This window comes from Streptomyces sp. SM1 (assembly GCF_002910825.1).
In the GTDB taxonomy this organism is placed as follows: Bacteria; Actinomycetota; Actinomycetes; order Streptomycetales; family Streptomycetaceae; genus Streptomyces; species Streptomyces okerensis.
In genome coordinates this window covers 15896-33928 of record NZ_NEUB01000916.1, presented here as the reverse complement: position 1 = coordinate 33928, position 18033 = coordinate 15896, and the positions used below count along the sequence as shown (strand labels likewise).

Sequence of the window (18033 nt, the reverse complement as noted above, 5' to 3'; positions counted from 1 at the left end):
CCCAAGGCCGGGAAGTTAGCGTTCTCGCAGGTCCTGCAAGCACATTGAGGGTTCGAAGCGAAAGCACAACGGAGCTCGTTGGTACAGGCAGTCGACCAAGACAGCTTGTACGTGAGGAGCTCCGTTGCAGGTTCATCTTGCCCTGCCGTCCACGCTGACTGCCATCACCCGTACGGTGACCGTGGCCGCGGGCCGGTTCGCCCCGGGCCACCTGGGAGAGCTGACCGCCGTGGTGCCGTTCGAGCTCGTGGACGCGGTGCTGGCGGAGACGCGGACGGTGCAGCGGCGGCTGCGGGACCTGCCCTCTCGGGTCGGAATGTACTTCCTGCTCGCAATGTGCCTGTTCCCTGAGGTCGGCTACCGGCTGGTCTGGGACAAGCTCACCAGCGGCCTGGCCGGCATACCGGTGGCCTCACCGAGCACGAAGGCCCTGCGGGACCTTCGCCGACGGCTGGGGGCCGCGCCGGTTCGGTCACTGTTCGAGGTGCTCGCCGGGCTGCTGGCACGCCCTACCACGCCGGGGGTGCGCTTCGGTGCCTACCGGACCGTGTCCTTCGATGGCTGCAGCTCGCTTCGGGTGCCCGATTCACCCCGCAATCGGGCCTGGCTCGGGCGGACAGCCCATCACGGCTATCCCACGCTGGAGTTGATGACGCTGGTCGAGACCGGGACAAGGTCCATGATCGGCGCAGTGTTCGGCCCCACCGACGAGGGCGAGACCGCCTATGCCTGCCGACTGCTGCATCTGCTGAGGCCGGACATGCTGGTGCTGTGGGACAAGGGCTTCGACGCCAACGACTTCCTCGCCCAGGCGACCGCGACTGGCGCGAAGGTGCTGGGCCGGCTCCGCAGCAACCGGCGCACCCCGGTCCTGGCCCGTCTCGACGACGGCTCATACCTGTCGGTGATCGGCACTGTGGGCGTCCGGGTCATCGACGCTGAAATCACGGTGACCTGCGCTGACGGCACCGTCTTCACCGGCTTCTACCGGCTGGTCACCACCTTGACGGACGCCCGCCGGCACCCTGCGGCGACGCTGATCAAGCTCTACCACGAGCGCTGGGAACACGAGAGCGCGTACTACGCACTCCGCCACACGATCATGGCCGGACGGAAGCTCCGCTCGAACGACCGGGCCGGCCTCGAGCAGGAGATGTGGGCCCTGCTCACGCTCTACCAGGCCCTACGGACCGTGATGGTCGAGGCCGCCGAGTCCATCCCCGGCACCGACCCCGACCGCTGCTGCTTCACTGTGGCACTCCAGACCGCCCGTGACCAGGTCGTCCAGGCCGCCGGGATCGTTCCCGACGAGCAAGGACGCCTCGGACTGACCGGCCGCCGGGTGCTGTCCCGCCTCCTTGCGCCCCGCCGCCACCGGACCAGCACCCGCAAGGTCAAGTCGCCGATGTCCCGCTACAGCGAGCGACGCGACGACGGCCGCCCAGATCACAGCCGCATCATCACCGACCTCGCCGTCACCGTCCTCGAACCCGGCCCCGAACCGCCGCCTCTGCCCACCGTCTCCCGAGACGACCGCTACACCGCCCCGGCCCAGCGACGACGGCATCGCATCCTCGCCCTGCTGCAGGACGACCCGAACCGGCTGTGGAGACCCGCGGAGATCGCCGCCCACTTCGGCGACGTCACCCTGCACACCATGTATCGGCAACTGTCCCGATGGGCCAACACCGGGCTCATCCACAAGCTCGGACCCGGCCTCTACGCAGCCACAACCTGGACCTCAACCCCCTTGCCACCAGCACAAACAGGCTAACTTCCCGGCCTTGGGGAAGGCCCCGTCGAGGTCTTCCCAGTCATCGGCATGGCCGAAGGCTGCCACTCCCGCTTGATCAGTCCGAACACCCACGAGTCGGATACCTCGCCGTTCACGACGCAATCCTCCCGCAACGTCCCTTCACGCATGAAGCCGATCTTCTCGAGGACCCGGGCGGATGCCACGTTGCGCGTATCGGTCTCGGCCTGCACGCGATTCAGGTCCAGGGTGTCGAATGCCCACGTGAGCACGGCGTGTGCGGCCTCCGTCGCGTAGCCGTGGCCCCACATGGCTTCGTCGAGGACGTAGCCCAACGACGCGCTGCGGTAGTCCGGGTTCCATCCGGTCAGACCGCACCAGCCGACGAAGGCCCCGTCAGAAGCGCGGTCGATGGCCACCCGCGCCCCGGTGCCTTCGTCCGCCAACTTCCGGCACCTGCTGATGAAGCGTTCGGCGCGGTCCGGTTCGGTCCACGGCGGGGAGTCCCAGTAACGCATCACGTAGGTGCTGCTGTGCAGGGCGAAGAGCGGGTCCGCGTCGGCGTCGGTGAAGGGGCGCAGTCGCAGGCGAGCGGTGTGCAGCATGGGGGTGGCCAAAGTCATGCGCCCCATCTTGTGTCCTCATGGGGCGGGCAGGACAGCGAGTATCCGCTCCCGGTCCGTTCCTCGGCGCGCAGCCACGCCGGCGGCGGCCGGCCGCGTCAGCAGGACGAGGGCCGACAGGACGAGGGCCGACGAGTCGCGAGGCGGGCCGTCTCAGCGCAGTCGACGTACGCGCAACACCAGGTCGTCGGTATGGTGCGCGCCGGCGCCACCGTCGGGTGCGACGCGCGGCCGCTGCTCGTCCACCTCCGTCTCCCAGTCGTCGTCGAGCAGATCGGCGATCATCGACGGCCAGACGTAGTCAGCCGGGTCGAAGCCGCTGTCGTGCGCCTGCTGGGTGTCCATCCCCGCGTGGTGTACGAGCAGCAGCACGCCGCCAGGCGCGACGGCAGCCAGCAGCGCTCGCTCGGCCGCGGCGTCCGGGGTGCGCAGCAAGGCGGGGTACTGCGCGGAGACCAGGTCGAAGGAGGCCGGCGGGAGCACCGCCTCGGTGAGTGCGGCGTGTACCCAGTGAACGGCGACCCCGGCGTCCCGCGCGTGCCCGGCTGCGCGTTCCAGTGCCACGCCCGAAACGTCGAGCGCGGTCACGTCCCAGCCGCCGCGCGCCAGCCAGATGGCGTCCGCGCCCTCGCCGCAGCCGACGTCGAGCACTCGGCCCGGGGTGAGCCCGGCGGCCTCGGCCACGAGCGCACCGTTGGGCCGGCCGCTCCACAACCGGTGACGGTCGGCGTACCGGTCGTCCCACTCCGCTCGTACCTCGGGGTCTCCGACGTAGCCGTCGGCAGGCGAGGGGGTGTCGGACGAGGGCGGTCCTGCTGCGATGTTGTCGGTCACGGGCCCACCGTGGCCCACCGACCTCCTGGTCCGCCATTCCTGTTGCCGGTCCGGCAAAAGGACGCCGCACGTGTCCGACGGGCATCTGACAAGCGCCTTCGCCGACGGTCCTCGTCGAGGCAGTCGCGGGTCATCGCCGTCGGCGGTCTTCACCCTCACGGGTGGTGCCGGCCCTGCTCGGGTTCACCTCCGCTGCGCTCGCTGCCCCGCGCTCGGGCACGGTGACGCGGCGGCATGGGCCCCGTGGCGCGTCCGGTCACCAAGTACTGATGACCGGTACATCCGGTTCGTGCCGGCGCCAGTACTCGTTGAGGCGTGAGAGCCGGGCCGCGGCGGCGATGCCGCTCAGGGAGACGACCTTGCCCTCGTTCACCTCCAACGCCACTACCCCCACGACCCGGTCGTCCACCACGGCCAGGACGGCCGGGGAGCCGTTGATCTGCGCGATGTGCATCGCGAGGGAGCCACCTGCCAGCCGCCGCTTCGCGGGCGTGGGCTTGAAGCCGGCCCGCACGAAGGAGGCGACCCGCTCGGCCGTCCGGTACCGCAGGAGCCGCCGGCTCAGTCCCGCACCGTCCGAGACCGCCGTCACGTCGTCGGTGAGCAGTGCCACCAGCCGTTCGGTGCGCCCCGTCGTGGCGGCGGCCAGGAACTCCTCGACAACCCTGCGCGCCGACGCTGGGTCCACCTCGCCGCCTCGGCGGCGCTCGGCCGCGACCCGGACCCGGGCCCGGTGGACGTGCTGCTGGCTGGCGGACTCGCTGATGTCGAGGATCCCGGCGATCTCGGCGTGGCTGTACGAGAACGCCTCACGCAGGACGTAGACGGCCCGCTCGACCGGCGAGAGACACTCCATCAGGGTCAGTACGGCCAGGGACACCGACTCGCGCTGCTCAACGGTGTCCGCGGGGCCGAGCATCGGGTCGCCCTCGAGGAGCGGCTCGGGCAGCCAGGCACCGGCCACGCGCTCGTGACGGGCCTGCGCCGAGCGGAGCCGGTCGAGGCAGAGATGGGTGACGACCTTGGTCAGCCATGCCTCCGGTACCGCGATCCGTTCGCGGTCCGCGGCCTGCCAGCGCAGAAACGCGTCCTGCACGGCGTCCTCCGCGTCTGCGGCCGAGCCGAGAAGACGGTACGCCAGGGAGGCCAGCCGGCCCCGGCCGGCCTCGAAGCGATCGATGGCTGCGCCCTCCATGCGGAACACCCTATGCGGCAGCCTTCACACCGGCCGGGTAGGGCGCGGCGGCCAGGCGGCGCCTGCGCTTCGGCATGCCGAAGGTCGGGTGGACGATGCCCCACCCGGCCCCCTTGAGGACGCCCGACTTGAGCCGCGCGGCGGTCCGGCCACCCAGATACCAGGACTTCGACCGGATGCCGCCGTCCACCATCTGGAAGATCGCGTCCCGCCGTCCGAGGCTGATGTGGTTGCCGTGGTACTTCAGCCCGGTGACCGGGACCTCGGTGCCCGTCAGACGCGCGATGATCGCGGCGGTCGCCTGCATGTTGGTGAGGCCGGCCGAGGCGCAGGACATCGGCAACGGCCGGCCGTTGTCGCCGATCGCGTAGGCGCAGTCACCGGCGGCGTAGACGTCCGGGTGCGAGACCGAGCGCATGGTGCGGTCGACGACGATCTGGCCGGTCCCGGCGACCTCCAGGCCGGCGGCGGCCGCGAGGGGGTGCACGGCGAACCCGGCCGACCACACGGTCACGTCGGCCGCGATGGACATGCCGTCGGCGGCTATCGCGCGCGTCGGCTCGACGGCTTCGATGGCGGTGTGCTCGTGAACGGTGATGCCGAGCCGGTCGAAGGCCTGGCGCAGGTGACGGCGGGCCTTCGGGGAGAGCCAGGCTCCCGGCTCACCGCGGGCGGCGAGTGCGACCGAGAGGTCGGGCCGGGACTCGGCGATCTCGGTGGCGGTCTCGATGCCGGTCAGTCCTTCACCGACGACCAGTACGGTGCCGCCCTCGCCCAGGCCGGCGAGGCGTTCACGCAGACGCAGCGCCGAGGACCGGCCGGTCACGTCGAAGGCGTGCTCGGCCACACCGGGGACGCCGTGGTGGTCGGCGGAGCTGCCGAGTGTGTAGAGGAGAGTGTCGTAGGTGAGTTCGTCGTCCCCCTCCTCGCCGGTGACGGCGACGGTCCTGCGCCCGGGGTCGATGCCGGTGACGCGCGCCAGGCGCAGCCGCACGCCGGTGCCGGCGAACACGTCGGCGAGCCGGCGGAACGTGACGTCCTGGCCGACGGCGAGCTGGTGGAGCCGCATCCGCTCGACGAAGTCGGGCACGGCGTTGACGACGGTGATCTCGGTGTCGGCCGGCGAGAGCCGACGGGCCAGGTTCCCGGCGGCGAAGGCCCCGGCGTATCCGGCACCGAGGACGACGATGCGGTGCTTCATGAGGGTGCTCCTGTCTCGTTCGCGTGCCTCTTGAACGAGACCGCCTGCCGATTCCTGACAGGAGCAGAATGTGACGCCGGTCACATGACGTGGGGCGGGCGGCTGGACCAGCGCCAGGTGCCCGGACGGGGGCCCGGCCCCCGGGGAGACACCATCGGCCCGCTCCACCGCACGGGAGGTCCTCGTTGATCAGACCCCGGCGTCTGTCGACAACGCTCGTGGTCGATCAGTTAGAGGACCACGATGCCCAGGGGCCGTTCGCCCGCCGGCAGTCGGCGGGTGCCGCCGTCGGTGAGGTCGACGACCGTGATGCCGTTCCAGTAGCCGTCACGGGTGAAGCCGCCGGTGACGTAGGCGGTGCGCTCGTCCGCGGCGACGGCGACGTCCTCGTGCGGGCCCTCCAGCGGGATCACCTTCTCCCCGTCGTCCTCCGTCCGGACGGTCAGCGACGGTCCCTCGTCCTCAGAAGGGGTCGATCGGGCCCGTGCCGACGGCCAGGAGGGTGCCACCGGGTGTGAGGGTGACACCGTGCTGGTGGGTGTCGGCCGTCATCCGCTCGATGGCCGAGCGGCCGGTGGCCGGGTCGAGTACGACGAGCCTCTCGCCCTCGAAGGGCAGCAGCAGCTTCCCGTCGGAGGGACGCACGGCCGCGTAGTGCGGCTTCAGCCAGACGAGGCTGTGTCTGGGCCTCTGGGCCGGACACCCGCGTCAGCGGTCAGGCCGAGGTGACGGCGGCGCGTGCGAGGGCAGCGGTGTCCTGCGGCTTGCCGTCGACCGGGATGGCCGCGCCCGCTTCGTCGTCGCCCAGCGGCTCCAGGTCGGCGAATTGCGTATGAAGCAGCTCGGGCGGCATGAAGTGGCCCTGTCGTGCGGTGATCCGGGCGGCAATCAGCTCGGGCGAGCCGTCCAGGTGGAGAAAGAAGACGTTCGGCGCGGCGGTGGTCAGCCGGTCACGGTAGCGGCGCTTGAGCGCCGAGCATGTCACCACTCCTCCGCTGTCGGCGTGGCCGGCCAGCCACCGTGCGATCTCGTCCAGCCAGGGACGGCGGTCCTCGTCGTCGAGCGGGTCGCCGGCTCGCATTTTCGCCACATTGGCCGCGGGGTGGAGGTCGTCCCCTTCGATGTAGGGGACATCGAGGTCCCGTGCGAGCAGCTTGCCCACGGTGGTCTTTCCCGAGCCCGACACCCCCATGACGACGACCAAGGGAGCGGTGTGGTGAGACATCCAGGACCTTTCTTCGCAGTGAGTGCCGCCCAAGAGTGCGGCCTAGAGTTCGATGACCACCTTGACATCGTCGGGTTGAGGTGTGAACGCCTCCGTCGCGCGCTCCAGCGGCACCCGCCGGGTGATCATCCGTTCGAGCCATGGCAGGTCGGCCCCGGCCAGGGCGTCGGCGGCCTGGTGGTAGTGACGCAGGTTGGCGTTGACCGAGCCCACCACGGCGTCGTTCTGCAGGACGATCTGCCGGTTGACGGCGCCGGCGTCCACGGTCGTCCCGCGGCCGGCGGATGACACACCGGTCAGGCACACCACCCCGTAGGGCGTGGTGCCCGTGAGCGAGGCGAGGCCACGGGCCCGTTCGCGCCCGTGGCCTCGATGACGACGTCCGGGCACACGGCGGAGACGACCCGCTCGGCGTCCTCCGTGTGGTAGACGGCCCCCAGCTCCCGGACCAGAGCGGGCTTGAGTCCGTCGGTCACCCGGTCGAGGACATGCACCTCCAGCCCACGCTGTACGCCCAGGAGGGCGGCCAGCAGACCGATGGGTCCCGCCCCCATCACCAGTGCGCGACGCGGCTCGAACCACGAACGGCCACCGACGCGCTCGACCTGCTCCCACGCCTTCGCCACCACGGTGGCCGGTTCCATGAGTACACCGACGCGCCGCAGATGCGGCGCCAGCCTCACCGCGTAGTCGGCTTCCACACACCACACCTGTGCGCCATAGCCGTCGATGTCCTTGATGCCGCGTTCGGTGTAGCGACCGTTGCGGCACATGTCGAACTCCCCGCGCGCGCAGGCTCCGCACGGCTCGGGGTCCGGCCGGCGCACCACCCCGGCGACGAGGTCACCGGCCGAGAACCCGCTGCCCGGCGGTGCCTGCCGCACCCGCCCGAGGGACTCGTGTCCCAGCACCAGCCGCTCGCGGTCCGGTGGAGCCCAGCCGTACTCGCCCCGGACGATCTCCCTGTCCGTTCCGCACACCCCCACTGCCAGGCCCTGCACCAGCAGGTCGCCGACGCCCGGGGTGGGGTCGGGCACGTCCCGTACCTCCAGGGAGTCCTTGCGGCCGGGCCGCACGGTCACCGCACGCATCGCCCACCTCGTTCCTTCCGCCACGCGGGCCTCATGCCGTGCGCGCCGTTGCCGGTAGCTGTCCCGCCTTACGTGTTTCCCGCTCCGGCCTTTTCAGCACCGGCCAGGTGGGACGGAGGGCGGAGCGTGGCTCAGGAAAGCCGCGGCGTGCCCCATGACCTGCATGAAGAGGGCTGAGACGGGCAAACGATTGGCTTGCGACTGGGAGGGTGCCATGACAATGACGGATCGGTCGGCCGGGTCGACGGAGGAGGATGTCGCGTGCTGCGCGTATCACCGCGGCCACGGCCCGGGCTCCGGCGCCGATGCGCCGGAGTCTCCGCGTGAACGGGTCAACCGCCGCTGGAACGAGGTCCTGCAGGAGACGCGGGTCACCCAGACCGGTGTGCAGATCCTCTTCGGGTTCCTGCTGAGCGTGGCTTTCGCTCCGCTGTTCCGGGAACTGGGGACGGTGGACCGCGTCATCTACGTCATCACCGTGGTCCTCGGCGCGTCGGCCACGGGATCGCTGATAGCACCCGTCTCCATCCACCGCTTCCTGTCCGGCCAGCGCATGAAGGACGAAGTGTTGGAGGCCGCCTGCCGCCTGATGATGTGCGGCATGGTCCTGCTCGCGCTGACCATCGGCTGCACGCTCCTGCTGATCCTGCGTTTCGTGGTTCCCGGCGTCCTCGCCGAAGCACTCGTCGCCGGGGTCATGCTGTGGTTCGGCCTCTGCTGGTACGTGCTGCCCTTCCGCCTTCGACGGCGTGCCGCTCGCCGTTCCGGAACCGACGCCGCATAGCGGGCGCGGGCGCGGGCGCGGGCGCGGGCGCGGGCGCGCAAGGATGCCGCTCCGGGCGCCTGAGCGGCTGATCTTCTCTCTGTCAGGGCCGCGGGCCGTCGTCGGGCCTCGCGAGACGTGGGGAGGTGAGCCGGCCCAGGCCTTGGCGTGTCGTCCCGGGTCGTCCCGTACGCCTTCCGTTCGGTCCTACTTCTGGGGATCGGTGTTCCCGCCGGTTCCCGGTTCCCGGTTCCGCCAGTTTCCGGTGGGACGCCGCCTTGACGCCGTCCGGCAGCAGCTTCCCTGCCGCTCCGGGCGCCTTGGCTTTCAGTGACCCGGTGACGGGCTTCTTCTCGCCCTTCACGATCGCCGTGAACGCCTGCTCGGCGACCTGCGCGGGATCGTCCTTCCCCGAGGTCCCCATCCTGGTGTCCTCCGCCATCCCCGCCCTCCGGAAGAAGTCCGTCTCCGTCGCGCCCGGCATGAACGACGTGATCGTCACCCCGGTGTCCGCGACCTCTTCCTGCAACGCCGCGGCGAAGGACTGCACGAACGACTTCGAGGCGTTGCAGACGGGCTGGAAGGGGCCGGGCATCATCGCGGCGACGGACGAGGTGAAGGCGATCCTGCCCTCGCCTCGCGCCACCATGGCGCGCAGCAACGGTTTGGCCAGCCGGACGGTCGCGGTGATGTTCAGGTCGATGACGGCCTGGTCGTCGGCGGGGTCGGTGTCGACGAAGGCGCCGCCCCGGCCGACTCCCGCGTTGAGGGCGGCGACGTCGATGTTGAGCCCGTCGACCGCTGTGAGCAGGGTTCCCACACCCTCGAGGGTCCGGAGATCGGCGCGTACGGATCGTACCCGCGCACCCGTCTCCCGCAAGCGGAGGGCGGCGGAAGCCAGCCGTTCGTCCTCGGCGTTGATCACGAGGTCGTAGCCGTGCCCGGCGAACTGCCGGGCCAGTTCGTATCCGATCCCGGCGGAGGCACCGGTGATCAGGGCAAGAGGCCGTGTGTCAGTCATGCCGGCCGGGCAACCGACCTGCCTGTCGCCAAGCCCGGTCGACAGGAGAAGGCTCGGACGCCCGGCATTCAGCGGTGGTCGCTGCCTCCGTTGCCCCGGGGCGAGCAGAGGACGGGTCCGCTCCTCGTCACCGGCAAGGAGCGGACCCGTCCGAGGTGTCCCCGCCGGGGGCGACGCCGTCACGGCGCCCGCCCTGGAGAAAACTCCTGTGCGTCGCCTCGTACACCTCTGCGATCATCCCCGAATGGCGCACAGTCTCGAGTCGCTGGTCATCCGGCACACCCACCGCATCTCCGCTCCCCGGGGCTCCGCGGGCGAAGGGGCCACCGTCGCCCGGCAGTTCGACGCGGCGTTGGCCACCGTGGGCTTCAAGCTCTCGGCGAAGCTGATGGAGCGGCTGTCCGGGCTGTCCGAGACCGCGGTCGTGCACACGGCCCGGCGCACGCTGCGCACCGTGAGAGGGATGGTGGGCGACCACGTCCGGCACAACGCGTACTTCATCGACTTTCCGGCGAACGTGCCGGACACCGAGGAGTTCTGGACGCGACGTGTGACGGAGGCGCTCGCCGACGACGCATCGCGGGAGCACGTGCTGACACAGCTGGCGCACGGAGTGCTGGACCTGCTCAGCCTCCCCGCGTACGGCCGCTACCAGCACAGCTACGAGGAGATGCTCGCGGCGCACGACGAGCTGATCGCCTCGGCGGGCGACCGGGTGACCGTCCTGCACCTCGGGCGGGGCCTGGACGACGAACTCACGGACCTGTAACTGGCGTTGGCGGGCAGCCCGACGCCACTGGGCGAGGACCACCTGGGCGACCTCAGGACTCTCGCCGAACGGTGCGCGCTCGGCCCCCAGCCGGAGTCGATCCCGGTCCGGGAGAACCGGGCGGTCGTCAACGAGGCCCGTCTCGCTGTCGGCGCCGACCTCCTGCTGGACACCGTCACCGATGTGCTGCGGCTCGCCTGCGCACTGTCGGGCGGCGACGTGACACTGCAGGAGCCGACCCGGTTCCGGAGTCTCCCGCGGCCGGTCCGTCGTGCGCTGCTCGCGGGCCTCGACGCCGTGGTCGCGGCGAACCCCGCCAAGCTGGCCGATGTGCACGCGCACCGCGAGCCCTTCAAGCGGCTCGGCGAGCGGCTCCACCCGCACGAGTACCCGCGCCGGCCGCACGCCGCCGATGTGTTCGCCGTGGCGCGGGGCGAGAAGGAGGCACGGTCCTTCGACAGCCGCGTCGAGAAGCTGCTCGACGAGTTCGACGTCCTCGGTGCGGTACGAGTGCTGAAGTCCGCTCCCGGCAAGCTTTTCCGTGCGCTGGACCTCCTGCTGCGGATCGCCGCCGACCAGGATCAGCGGGACGCGGTAGTGGCCGCGGCGGTACAGGTCGCCCCCAGGGGTCCGGCCGGGTCGTGCTGTCGGTCCGTGAGCACTTCCGGAACCGGGAAGGGGAGACCGGCGAACCCCGGATCTTCATCAACGGCCGGGGCCGCGGCTGGGTCGCCACCGACGTCCGGCCGCCGGTCCCCGCCGCCGACCGCGATCGCCTGATCGGCGCCCTCGACGCCGAGATGCGCCGCAGGCTCCCGGCACCGGCCCGGCTGCTGCTCGACCCCGGCATCCTCGACGTGGCGCTCCCCCTCAGCGGCAGGGCGACCGCGGCCGGGCTCGGTGTACTGCCGCGAGGTTCACTCTCGAAGGTCGACGGCGAGCAGTTGCGCTTCTTCGTGTACTGGAAGGAGACCGGGCACCGCACCGACTACGACCTCTCGGCGCTGCTTCTCCACGCCGACTACCGTACCGATGCCTGGCTCTCCTGCACCTCGCTCACCGCTGTCGGCGGAGAGCACTCGGGCGATGTCACGGAAGCGCCCGACGGGGCCTCGGAATTCATCAACCTGTCCCTGGACCGGGTACGCAGCGCATTCATCGTGCCGCAGGTCAATGTCTTCGACGGCGAGGGGTTCGAGGAGGCCGAGGAGTCGTTCTTCGGTTTCATGCTGCGTGACGGTGAACAGAAGGGCCGGCCGTTCGAGCCGCGCACGGTGCGTATGAAGTCGGAGCTTCGCATTTCCTGGCATGGGCGCGACGCGGTATGTGTGTCGGGGATTGCACCTTCCGTAGCGGCATGTGGCCCGGTGGACTTCCGTGACGCCTTCAGGAAGGGTCCCTGCTCATGTGTTCGTCTTTCGTGCCACCCCGTCAGGTCAGGATCGGTGACGCGGCGGCCTTCGTCGGCAGCACGCCACGGGCGATTCGCCACTACCACGAGATCGGGCTGCTCCCCGAGCCCGAGCGGGGCGGCGATGGCCGCCGCCGCTACGGGTACGAGGACATGATCCGCTTGCTGTGGATTCGCAAGATGGCCGACGCCGGGATCGCCCTGGACGACATCCGTGACGCCTTCACCACCGGCACGGCTTCCGTCGGCGCGGACGGTGGAGCAGATATCGCGGGCATCCTGGAGCGGTTGGAGGAAACCCTCTCCGAGCAGGAGGCGGAACTGCGGCGGCAACGGACCGCCGTGCGGCGGATGCGCACCGAAGGCAGCCGGATGGGCCTGCTCTCCGACTTCGTCACCGAACGCCTCAGAAGCCTGCCCGAGGGCTCCCTGCGTCAGGCGGACCTGGACAGTCTGCTGGTCACCGAGCGCATCTTCGGCCCGCTCGGCGCGGCCGTCCAGGCCACCCGCTTCGTCGTCCTGGCCACGCATCCCACTCTGCGGGAGGAGTCCGACCGCGTCGATGACGCCGAGGAGGCACTCGATGACAGTGTCACCGTCGATGATCCACGGGTGGCTCAGGTGGCCGCCGAGCGGCACGCCTTCGAGAGCGCCCTGCAGGCCGTCGTCGAGGAGTCCGGCCTGGGTGAGGACGACGATGCCGACGATGCCCTCTTCGACGCCTGGGACGCGTTGCACCCTCCCACCGCCGATGACGGCGCGGGCGAGGCCGACCTCGGCTCCGGCAGGCGGGAGGCTGACTCCATGAGCGTGTTCGAAGCCACCGGCAAGATGCCCTACGACTTCTCCCCGGCCCGCCTGCGCTGTATGGAACTGGCCGAAGAACTATTCGACCAAGACGCACCCGCCACCCGGAACCCGGCCTGATCACCGGGCAACATCCGTCCTGCTCCACCGGTTCAGGCGCCTCGCGGTCCGCTGGGAACGTTTCGTCTCGGTGGCATGCAACCTCTTCTGCTGCACACGTACCCAAGAAGACAGTGGACTCGACGGGCGGCCATCAGATCGTGGCCATCAGGCCACCGTCGATGACGACGTCTGTGCCGGTCATGTTGCCCGAGCGCTCCGAGGCCAGGAACAACACCAGGGCGGCGACCTCTTCCGGGCGGGTGAAACGGCCGGTCACCGACTGTCCGGCAGCACTGGCCGCGACATCCTGGGCCTGCAGTCCGCCGGCCTCTCCGACCTTCGCCGCCACCCCGGTCTCCCCCAGCCAGAGGTCCGTGGACACAGGGCCGGGGCTGACGGTGTTGACGCGGATCCCGCGCGCCCCGACCTCTTTGGACAGGGACTTGCTGAAGCTGAGCAGAGCCGCCTTGGCGGCGCTGTAGTCGATCACCAGCGGATCGGGCAGTCGCGAGTTGACGGAGGTGACGGTGACGATCGCCCCGGAGCCCCGCTCCAGCATCGTGGGCAGCACCTCACGGGTGGCACGCACCGCCGACAGGAAGTTGATGTCCAGGGTGCTCGTCCAGTCCGCGTCCGTCACCGAGGCGAAGCCCTCCGTGCGCGGTCGGGTCGCGCCCACGTTGTTGATGAGGATGTCCGGCGGTCCGTAGACCGACAGGGCCGATTCCACCAGGAGGGCCGGGCCCTGTGACGTGCCCAGGTCCACCTCCACAGCGTGGACGGCCGCTTCCTCGGTCAGTCGCGACAGCGCCTGTGTGGAGTGCCGGGCCCCGGCCGTCACCCGCACTCCTTCGGCCGCGAGGGCCTGGGTGATGGCCAGCCCGATGCCTTTGCTCGCGCCGGTGACGACGGCACTCCTGCCCCGCAGGTCCAGATCCATGGGTGTGGCCCTTCTTCTCGATATCCGTGGCCCGGCTGTCGGGGCTCGTGGTCTGCTGCCTGGCCGGCTTCAAGACGGTGCCCATGCTTCCCAGCACCCCCACCAGGTCGGGAGTTCGTCCGAGCAGGCCCTCCCGACGGCCTCAGGAAGGCGCGGCCACGCACCGGGGTTCCGGGAGACAGTCGTCGCTGTGCACGCCTTCTACTCTCACCTGCTGCTCCGTGAAACCCCGCGGGACACGACGCTCGTATCCCTCGTTTCCGTGGAACTGACGACTCTCGTCGTGAGCAGCCCGGGGAAGCGGCCCTGCCATGGTGGGCCGCGGCCCATGCTCGGCCACCACCACGCGGCGTATCCTGCTCGTGTGGGACTGCGGTTCGAGACGCGCCGGTCCGACTCTCCGTGGGTCGACACCGTGTGGACGTGCACAAGCGAGCAGGTCACGGCGATGACGTCCGTAGCAGGGGTGCGCCTGGGTCTAGTGTTCTGGGAGCAGGACGGGCGGGCGCGCGCGGGCATCACCGGTCCCGGGTCCCGGACCGGCAAGGCGCCCGTTCCCGAGGGCGCGACGTTCACGGGTATCGAGTTCGCCCTGGGCGCCTCGTTGCGTGCCGTGCCCACGGCGGCGTTGGTCGATGGCGGCGTCGAGCTCCCCGACACCACACGTCGTACGTTCCGGCTGAACGGCGCGCGTTGGGAGACGCCCGGCCCCGACCATGCCGAGGCCCTGGTCGGGCGGCTCGTCCGGGCCGGGATCGTGGTGCGGGACCCGCTCGTCGCCGAGGTGGTACGAGGTCACCGCCCGGCCGCTTCGGAACGTACGGTGGAGCGCCGGTTCCGCACGGCGACGGGGCTGACGCGAGGCGCGGTACGGCAGATCGAGCGGGCCCGTACGGCGGCGGAACTGCTGGCGGCCGGCGCTCCGGCCGCCGACGTCGTCGCCAAGCTCGACTACTACGACGAGCCGCACCTGGCCAGGGCGCTGCGTTGCTACGTGGGACGTACCGTCGGTCAGCTGCGTGAGGGTTCCGGCGGCGCGATCGCCCTCGATGTGGATCAGTGCTTGACGTCGTAGACCAGCTTCAGGATTCCGTTCGAGTAGCTCTTGGACTCCCGCAGGGTCAGCATCTGCTTGTCCCGGTCGGCCCGGCCGAACAGGCTCTTGCCGGCACCGAGCAACGTGGGGAAGACGAGCAGGTTGTACTGGTCGATCAGGCCCGCGTCCGACAGCCGCCGGGCCAGCTCCGCGCTCCCGTGGATGAAGATCGCGCCGCCCTCACCGTCCTTGAGCGCCGCGACGTCCTCAGTCGATCGCAGGACCGCCGTCGGCCCCCACCCGTCGACGAGTGCGTCGTCGGCCAGCGTGGTCGACACCACGTACTTGGGCAACTCCTTGTAGGCGGCGTGGTCCTGCGAGCCGGGCCAGACGGGCGCGAACGCCTCGTAGCTGCGGCGGCCGAACATCAGCGCTGTCGTGTCGGTGAGCTCCTCGGCCTTGAGCGACCAGGCTTCTTCGACGAACTCGAGGTCCTTGAACACCCAGCCGCCGCTGCGGTGCTCCTCCCCCGGCCCGCCGCCGGGCGAGTCCACGACGCCGTCGAGCGACATGAAGCCGGTGTAGACCAGGTGGCGCATGGTGCTGTCTCCTCGTACTCGGGTGGTGAGCTGCGAGGTTGACGTTAGTTCACGGCCACGGCGGCGTCTTGGACAGAAACGACAACTTGTCTTCACCCGTACCCGTCGAACAAGTGGATCCGCCCGTACGGGGCGGCCCGGCCCGGCACGGCGGACCTGACAGATCCGCCTGGGACCACGTTCGGAAGCTGACATGGGACGATCGGTGGGTGACCCGACTCGTGAACCGTGACCGCTCCCTCGAGGAGCTTGAGCACGACCGTTGGTCAGTCCCGTCAGGCGGTGAAACCCGGCTGATGGCGACCGTCCGCGAGCTGCGGGGCAAGCCGACCGGCGGCCTGACGGTCGAGGACATGCGGCTTTTGATCGGGCAGAACGTGGGCCTTGCCCATCTCCTGCCCCTGGCGGTGGAAATCCTTCGGACCGACCCACTGGCGGAAGGCGACATGTACGAGGGCGATCTGCCGGCCGCCGTACTCACCAGCAGTGCGGAGGTCTGGAGCGAGTCCCCGCACTCGAGCAGAAGGTCCGCCTGATCGTCTCGGAGTTGGCCGACGTGCCCCCTGCCCTGAAAGGTCAGGTCGACGGGTTCCTTGCTCCGTGGCTCGCCGACCGCGGCGAGGGGCCGGCACGCTGCCTACGAGGCGTGCCGCACGGCCGGCCGGACCCGGAAGCCGCGCTGGGAGGGGGCCTTTGCCGACGATGCTCAGGTCGCGTTCGAGGACCTGCGCGGCGCACTCGACCACGCAGTCGGCGAGGCCCAGGTAGCCCCGGACCTCCTCGGACCGCGCCGACGGACTGCGAGTCGATCAGCCCTGCGCCCGGCTCCACGTCGCGGTCGTCGACACCACGGAGCGAAGCGGCCGATCCCACGCAGGCGCGCCCGTAGCGGACGGCCTTGTGGTGACGGTCGGGCGGCGGTCAGGCCGAGGATCGCCCGACGGCTCGCTCCGGTACCGGGAGCGTCGCCAGCGGGACGTGGTGCTGACCGGAGTGGACGTCGCGGTCGCGGAGCGATGCCTGGGGGACAGGACGCGGGAAGGAGATCTTGACGACGTTCAGGGAGGGGATGCGGAACATCTGGACGTCGGTCTCGTCGAGTCCGTAGAGCCGGGCGACCGTGTGCTCGTCGAGGAACGTCTCGTCGGCGGCGATGCGATAGCCGTCCGCGTCGCGCATGAAGAGTTCCATGGTGACCCAGAAGGGTCCGGCGTTCTTGGACCGGACCTCGTACGCCAGGTCGCCCAGGGTGGTGGGAGCGGTCTCAGCCATGGTGGGAGGCCTCCTCGATCTCGGTGCGGAACATGCCGGTGGGGGTGATGCTGTCGACGACGTGGTGGAGCACGAACTCGTAGGCGGCCCCGCGTTCCGTCTCGGCCGGTGAGGCGGGGAAGGCCAGGCTCGGCAGGAAGTCCATGTCGGCCGTCGGCAGATGCAGCATCAGGGGGTTGGCGATCTTCGCGACGGCGGTGGCGGTGTTCTGGTCCGGTGCGTTGACGAGGAGCATGACGCCTACCTCGCGGGGCGGTCCCGCCGCCGGATCGAGATCGCCGAGGATCGCGTTGTGGCCGTAGAGGCGCAGGTCGAAGGCGTACTTGTCCTCGCTCAGGCCGATCGTCTGCTCCACCCGCCGCCGGATCATCGTGCGCATGAGACCGGCCCAGTCGTCGATGTTCGCGAGGATGTGCGGATCCCGGATCGCGCTGAACGACATCGTCTCGTATCCGGTGACCCGGGCGCCCTCGAGCTTGATGGTGTGCTGGTCCGCGACGTGGAACTGCGAGCCCTCGACCCGCACGATGCGTTCGTCCAGGGCGGTGTGGACGGCCTCACGGACGTCCAGGGTGCCGTCCGGCTCGCGCATCTCGAACGGGTTCACCGTCTCGTAGAGCATGTGGGCGGCGACCAGTATCGGTGTGCAGGCGACCGCCGGGTCCAGCGGCTCGATGGTGAAGCCTCCGGCGTCGATGGTGGCCAGCACCCCGCCGGCACGGGGATTGCTGGTGCACTGCCCGCCGCACTCGATGATCTTGGCGGCGTGCCATGTCGGTCCGGCGGGCATCCCCTTCATCATCGGGTAGGCGGCGGCGGTGTCGGTGGCGCGGCCGGCGAGCACGACCTGGGCGCCGGCCTCGAGCGCGGCGACGATCGGCTCGTGCCCCATGACGCCCACGATGTGCGTGCAGCTCCGCACCGTCTCGGGCCGCAGCTCTCCCAGGGGCGGCAGGGCATGGACCCGGCCCTCCTCCATGGACTTCAGGAGGGCGTCCTTGTCCTGCTCGCTGTAGATGCGCGCCACGCGCAGATCGAGCCCCTCGTCGGCCAGGACGTCGGCGACGATGTCGGCGACCCAGTCGACACCGGAGTCGGTTCCGCTGGTGCCGCAGGAGCCTACGATCAGCGGGATCCGGGCGCCTGCCGCGGCCTTGAGCAGGACACGCAGGTCACGGGCGACCGCCGCGCGGGTGGTCTTGGGCTGGGAGGCGCCCAGATAGTAGGGGCCGGAGTCGGTGCTGCCCGCGTCGACGGAGATGACGTCGGCGCCCAGTTCCAGACCGCGCTCGATCGTGGCTTCGGGGAAACCGGCTCCGAGCATGCCGGTCGGTGACAGGACTTTGACCTGGTCCACCTGTTCGTTGTGCATGGATTCCTCTTCCTTGTCG

General features: G+C 70.3%; 17 protein-coding genes and 2 pseudogenes. 6 read left to right on the top strand and 13 right to left on the bottom strand.

All coding sequences use genetic code 11. The features are described from left to right. Positions 1-124: 124 nt before the first annotated feature. Positions 125-1774, top strand: coding sequence for an IS4 family transposase (locus tag B9S61_RS31000; protein WP_103542876.1), 1650 nt, complete (start codon positions 125-127; stop codon positions 1772-1774). On the opposite strand, the gene B9S61_RS30995 is transcribed toward B9S61_RS31000, so the two are convergent. The 8 genes and pseudogenes from B9S61_RS30995 to B9S61_RS30965 all read right to left on the bottom strand — a co-directional run bounded on the left by B9S61_RS30995 (position 1771) and on the right by B9S61_RS30965 (position 7922). Then, complete coding sequence (locus tag B9S61_RS30995; RefSeq protein WP_103545186.1) at positions 1771-2376, bottom strand: GNAT family N-acetyltransferase; 606 nt, start codon at positions 2374-2376, stop codon at positions 1771-1773. The two genes, B9S61_RS31000 and B9S61_RS30995, sit on opposite strands and share 4 nt — an antisense overlap. A 153-nt stretch (positions 2377-2529) precedes the next feature. After that, positions 2530-3210, bottom strand: a complete 681-nt coding sequence (locus B9S61_RS30990; RefSeq protein WP_103545183.1) for a bifunctional 2-polyprenyl-6-hydroxyphenol methylase/3-demethylubiquinol 3-O-methyltransferase UbiG — start codon at positions 3208-3210, stop codon at positions 2530-2532. Positions 3211-3466: 256 nt separating this feature from the next. Continuing rightward, positions 3467-4405 carry a sigma-70 family RNA polymerase sigma factor gene (locus B9S61_RS30985; protein WP_103545182.1) on the bottom strand — a complete coding sequence of 313 codons (939 nt, stop codon included), beginning with the start codon at positions 4403-4405 and terminating at the stop codon, positions 3467-3469. A gap of 10 nt (positions 4406-4415) precedes the next feature. Further along, on the bottom strand, positions 4416-5606 hold the full coding sequence (locus tag B9S61_RS30980) for an NAD(P)/FAD-dependent oxidoreductase (RefSeq protein ID WP_103545181.1): 1191 nt from the start codon (positions 5604-5606) through the stop codon (positions 4416-4418). A 230-nt stretch (positions 5607-5836) separates the two neighbouring features. Continuing rightward, positions 5837-6275, bottom strand: a pseudogene (locus B9S61_RS30975) (hypothetical protein); the annotation flags it as partial. A 46-nt stretch (positions 6276-6321) separates the two neighbouring features. Continuing rightward, positions 6322-6831: a gluconokinase gene (locus B9S61_RS30970; RefSeq protein ID WP_103545180.1), complete on the bottom strand. Its 510-nt coding sequence runs from the start codon at positions 6829-6831 to the stop codon at positions 6322-6324. Between the two features lie 42 nt (positions 6832-6873). Beyond that, on the bottom strand, positions 6874-7122 hold the full coding sequence (locus tag B9S61_RS43350; protein WP_308457801.1) for a hypothetical protein: 249 nt from the start codon (positions 7120-7122) through the stop codon (positions 6874-6876). A gap of 5 nt (positions 7123-7127) precedes the next feature. Further along, entirely contained in the window at positions 7128-7922 is a 795-nt protein-coding gene (locus B9S61_RS30965) for an alcohol dehydrogenase catalytic domain-containing protein (RefSeq protein WP_308457800.1), read from the bottom strand. Positions 7923-8136: 214 nt separating this feature from the next. On the opposite strand from B9S61_RS30965, the gene B9S61_RS30960 reads away from it, so the two are divergent. Continuing rightward, positions 8137-8706 carry a DUF6328 family protein gene (locus B9S61_RS30960; RefSeq protein WP_103545179.1) on the top strand — a complete coding sequence of 190 codons (570 nt, stop codon included), beginning with the start codon at positions 8137-8139 and terminating at the stop codon, positions 8704-8706. Between the two features lie 82 nt (positions 8707-8788). Here the strand turns inward: B9S61_RS30960 and B9S61_RS30955 are convergent, their stop codons facing one another. Further along, positions 8789-9706, bottom strand: a complete 918-nt coding sequence (locus B9S61_RS30955) for an SDR family oxidoreductase (RefSeq protein WP_103545178.1) — start codon at positions 9704-9706, stop codon at positions 8789-8791. Positions 9707-9950: 244 nt separating this feature from the next. Between B9S61_RS30955 and B9S61_RS30950 the strand changes: the two are divergent. Both B9S61_RS30950 and B9S61_RS30945 read left to right on the top strand, forming a co-directional pair. Further along, positions 9951-11773, top strand: a pseudogene (locus B9S61_RS30950) (hypothetical protein); the annotation flags it as partial. Positions 11774-11880: 107 nt separating this feature from the next. Next, on the top strand, positions 11881-12813 hold the full coding sequence (locus tag B9S61_RS30945) for a MerR family transcriptional regulator (protein ID WP_103545177.1): 933 nt from the start codon (positions 11881-11883) through the stop codon (positions 12811-12813). A gap of 133 nt (positions 12814-12946) precedes the next feature. On the opposite strand, the gene B9S61_RS30940 is transcribed toward B9S61_RS30945, so the two are convergent. Then, positions 12947-13735, bottom strand: a complete 789-nt coding sequence (locus B9S61_RS30940; RefSeq protein ID WP_103545176.1) for an SDR family NAD(P)-dependent oxidoreductase — start codon at positions 13733-13735, stop codon at positions 12947-12949. Positions 13736-14099: 364 nt separating this feature from the next. Here B9S61_RS30940 and B9S61_RS30935 point away from each other — a divergent pair, with 364 nt between their 5' ends. Continuing rightward, positions 14100-14810, top strand: a complete 711-nt coding sequence (locus tag B9S61_RS30935) for a helix-turn-helix domain-containing protein (protein ID WP_103545185.1) — start codon at positions 14100-14102, stop codon at positions 14808-14810. On the opposite strand, the gene B9S61_RS30930 is transcribed toward B9S61_RS30935, so the two are convergent. Then, positions 14792-15370 carry a dihydrofolate reductase family protein gene (locus B9S61_RS30930; protein WP_103545175.1) on the bottom strand — a complete coding sequence of 193 codons (579 nt, stop codon included), beginning with the start codon at positions 15368-15370 and terminating at the stop codon, positions 14792-14794. The two genes, B9S61_RS30935 and B9S61_RS30930, sit on opposite strands and share 19 nt — an antisense overlap. A gap of 209 nt (positions 15371-15579) precedes the next feature. Between B9S61_RS30930 and B9S61_RS42790 the strand changes: the two genes are divergently transcribed. Continuing rightward, entirely contained in the window at positions 15580-15906 is a 327-nt protein-coding gene (locus B9S61_RS42790) for a contact-dependent growth inhibition system immunity protein (protein WP_258039950.1), read from the top strand. A 385-nt stretch (positions 15907-16291) separates the two neighbouring features. Here B9S61_RS42790 and B9S61_RS30920 read toward each other — a convergent pair whose 3' ends face one another. Together B9S61_RS30920 and B9S61_RS30915 are read right to left on the bottom strand one after the other, a co-directional pair. Continuing rightward, positions 16292-16642, bottom strand: a complete 351-nt coding sequence (locus B9S61_RS30920; RefSeq protein WP_103545174.1) for a DUF4387 domain-containing protein — start codon at positions 16640-16642, stop codon at positions 16292-16294. Then, the gene (locus tag B9S61_RS30915; RefSeq protein WP_181007614.1) at positions 16635-18014 is read right to left on the bottom strand and encodes an acyclic terpene utilization AtuA family protein; all 1380 of its coding nucleotides are present in this window, start codon (positions 18012-18014) and stop codon (positions 16635-16637) included. The genes B9S61_RS30920 and B9S61_RS30915 overlap by 8 nt, the downstream gene beginning before the upstream one ends. Positions 18015-18033: the final 19 nt, after the last annotated feature.

Bases quoted from the DNA above. Each gene is read 5' to 3' on its own strand.
- B9S61_RS30995 (WP_103545186.1), bottom strand. From the start codon at position 2,376: ATGACTTTGGCCACCCCCATGCTGCACACCGCTCGCCTGCGACTGCGC.
- B9S61_RS30985 (WP_103545182.1), bottom strand. From the start codon at position 4,405: ATGGAGGGCGCAGCCATCGATCGCTTCGAGGCCGGCCGGGGCCGGCTG.
- B9S61_RS30980 (WP_103545181.1), bottom strand. From the start codon at position 5,606: ATGAAGCACCGCATCGTCGTCCTCGGTGCCGGATACGCCGGGGCCTTC.
- B9S61_RS30970 (WP_103545180.1), bottom strand. From the start codon at position 6,831: ATGTCTCACCACACCGCTCCCTTGGTCGTCGTCATGGGGGTGTCGGGC.
- B9S61_RS30965 (WP_308457800.1), bottom strand. From the start codon at position 7,922: ATGCGTGCGGTGACCGTGCGGCCCGGCCGCAAGGACTCCCTGGAGGTA.
- B9S61_RS30960 (WP_103545179.1), top strand. From the start codon at position 8,137: ATGACAATGACGGATCGGTCGGCCGGGTCGACGGAGGAGGATGTCGCG.
- B9S61_RS30955 (WP_103545178.1), bottom strand. From the start codon at position 9,706: ATGACTGACACACGGCCTCTTGCCCTGATCACCGGTGCCTCCGCCGGG.
- B9S61_RS30945 (WP_103545177.1), top strand. From the start codon at position 11,881: ATGTGTTCGTCTTTCGTGCCACCCCGTCAGGTCAGGATCGGTGACGCG.
- B9S61_RS30940 (WP_103545176.1), bottom strand. From the start codon at position 13,735: ATGGATCTGGACCTGCGGGGCAGGAGTGCCGTCGTCACCGGCGCGAGC.
- B9S61_RS30930 (WP_103545175.1), bottom strand. From the start codon at position 15,370: ATGCGCCACCTGGTCTACACCGGCTTCATGTCGCTCGACGGCGTCGTG.
- B9S61_RS30920 (WP_103545174.1), bottom strand. From the start codon at position 16,642: ATGGCTGAGACCGCTCCCACCACCCTGGGCGACCTGGCGTACGAGGTC.
- B9S61_RS30915 (WP_181007614.1), bottom strand. From the start codon at position 18,014: ATGCACAACGAACAGGTGGACCAGGTCAAAGTCCTGTCACCGACCGGC.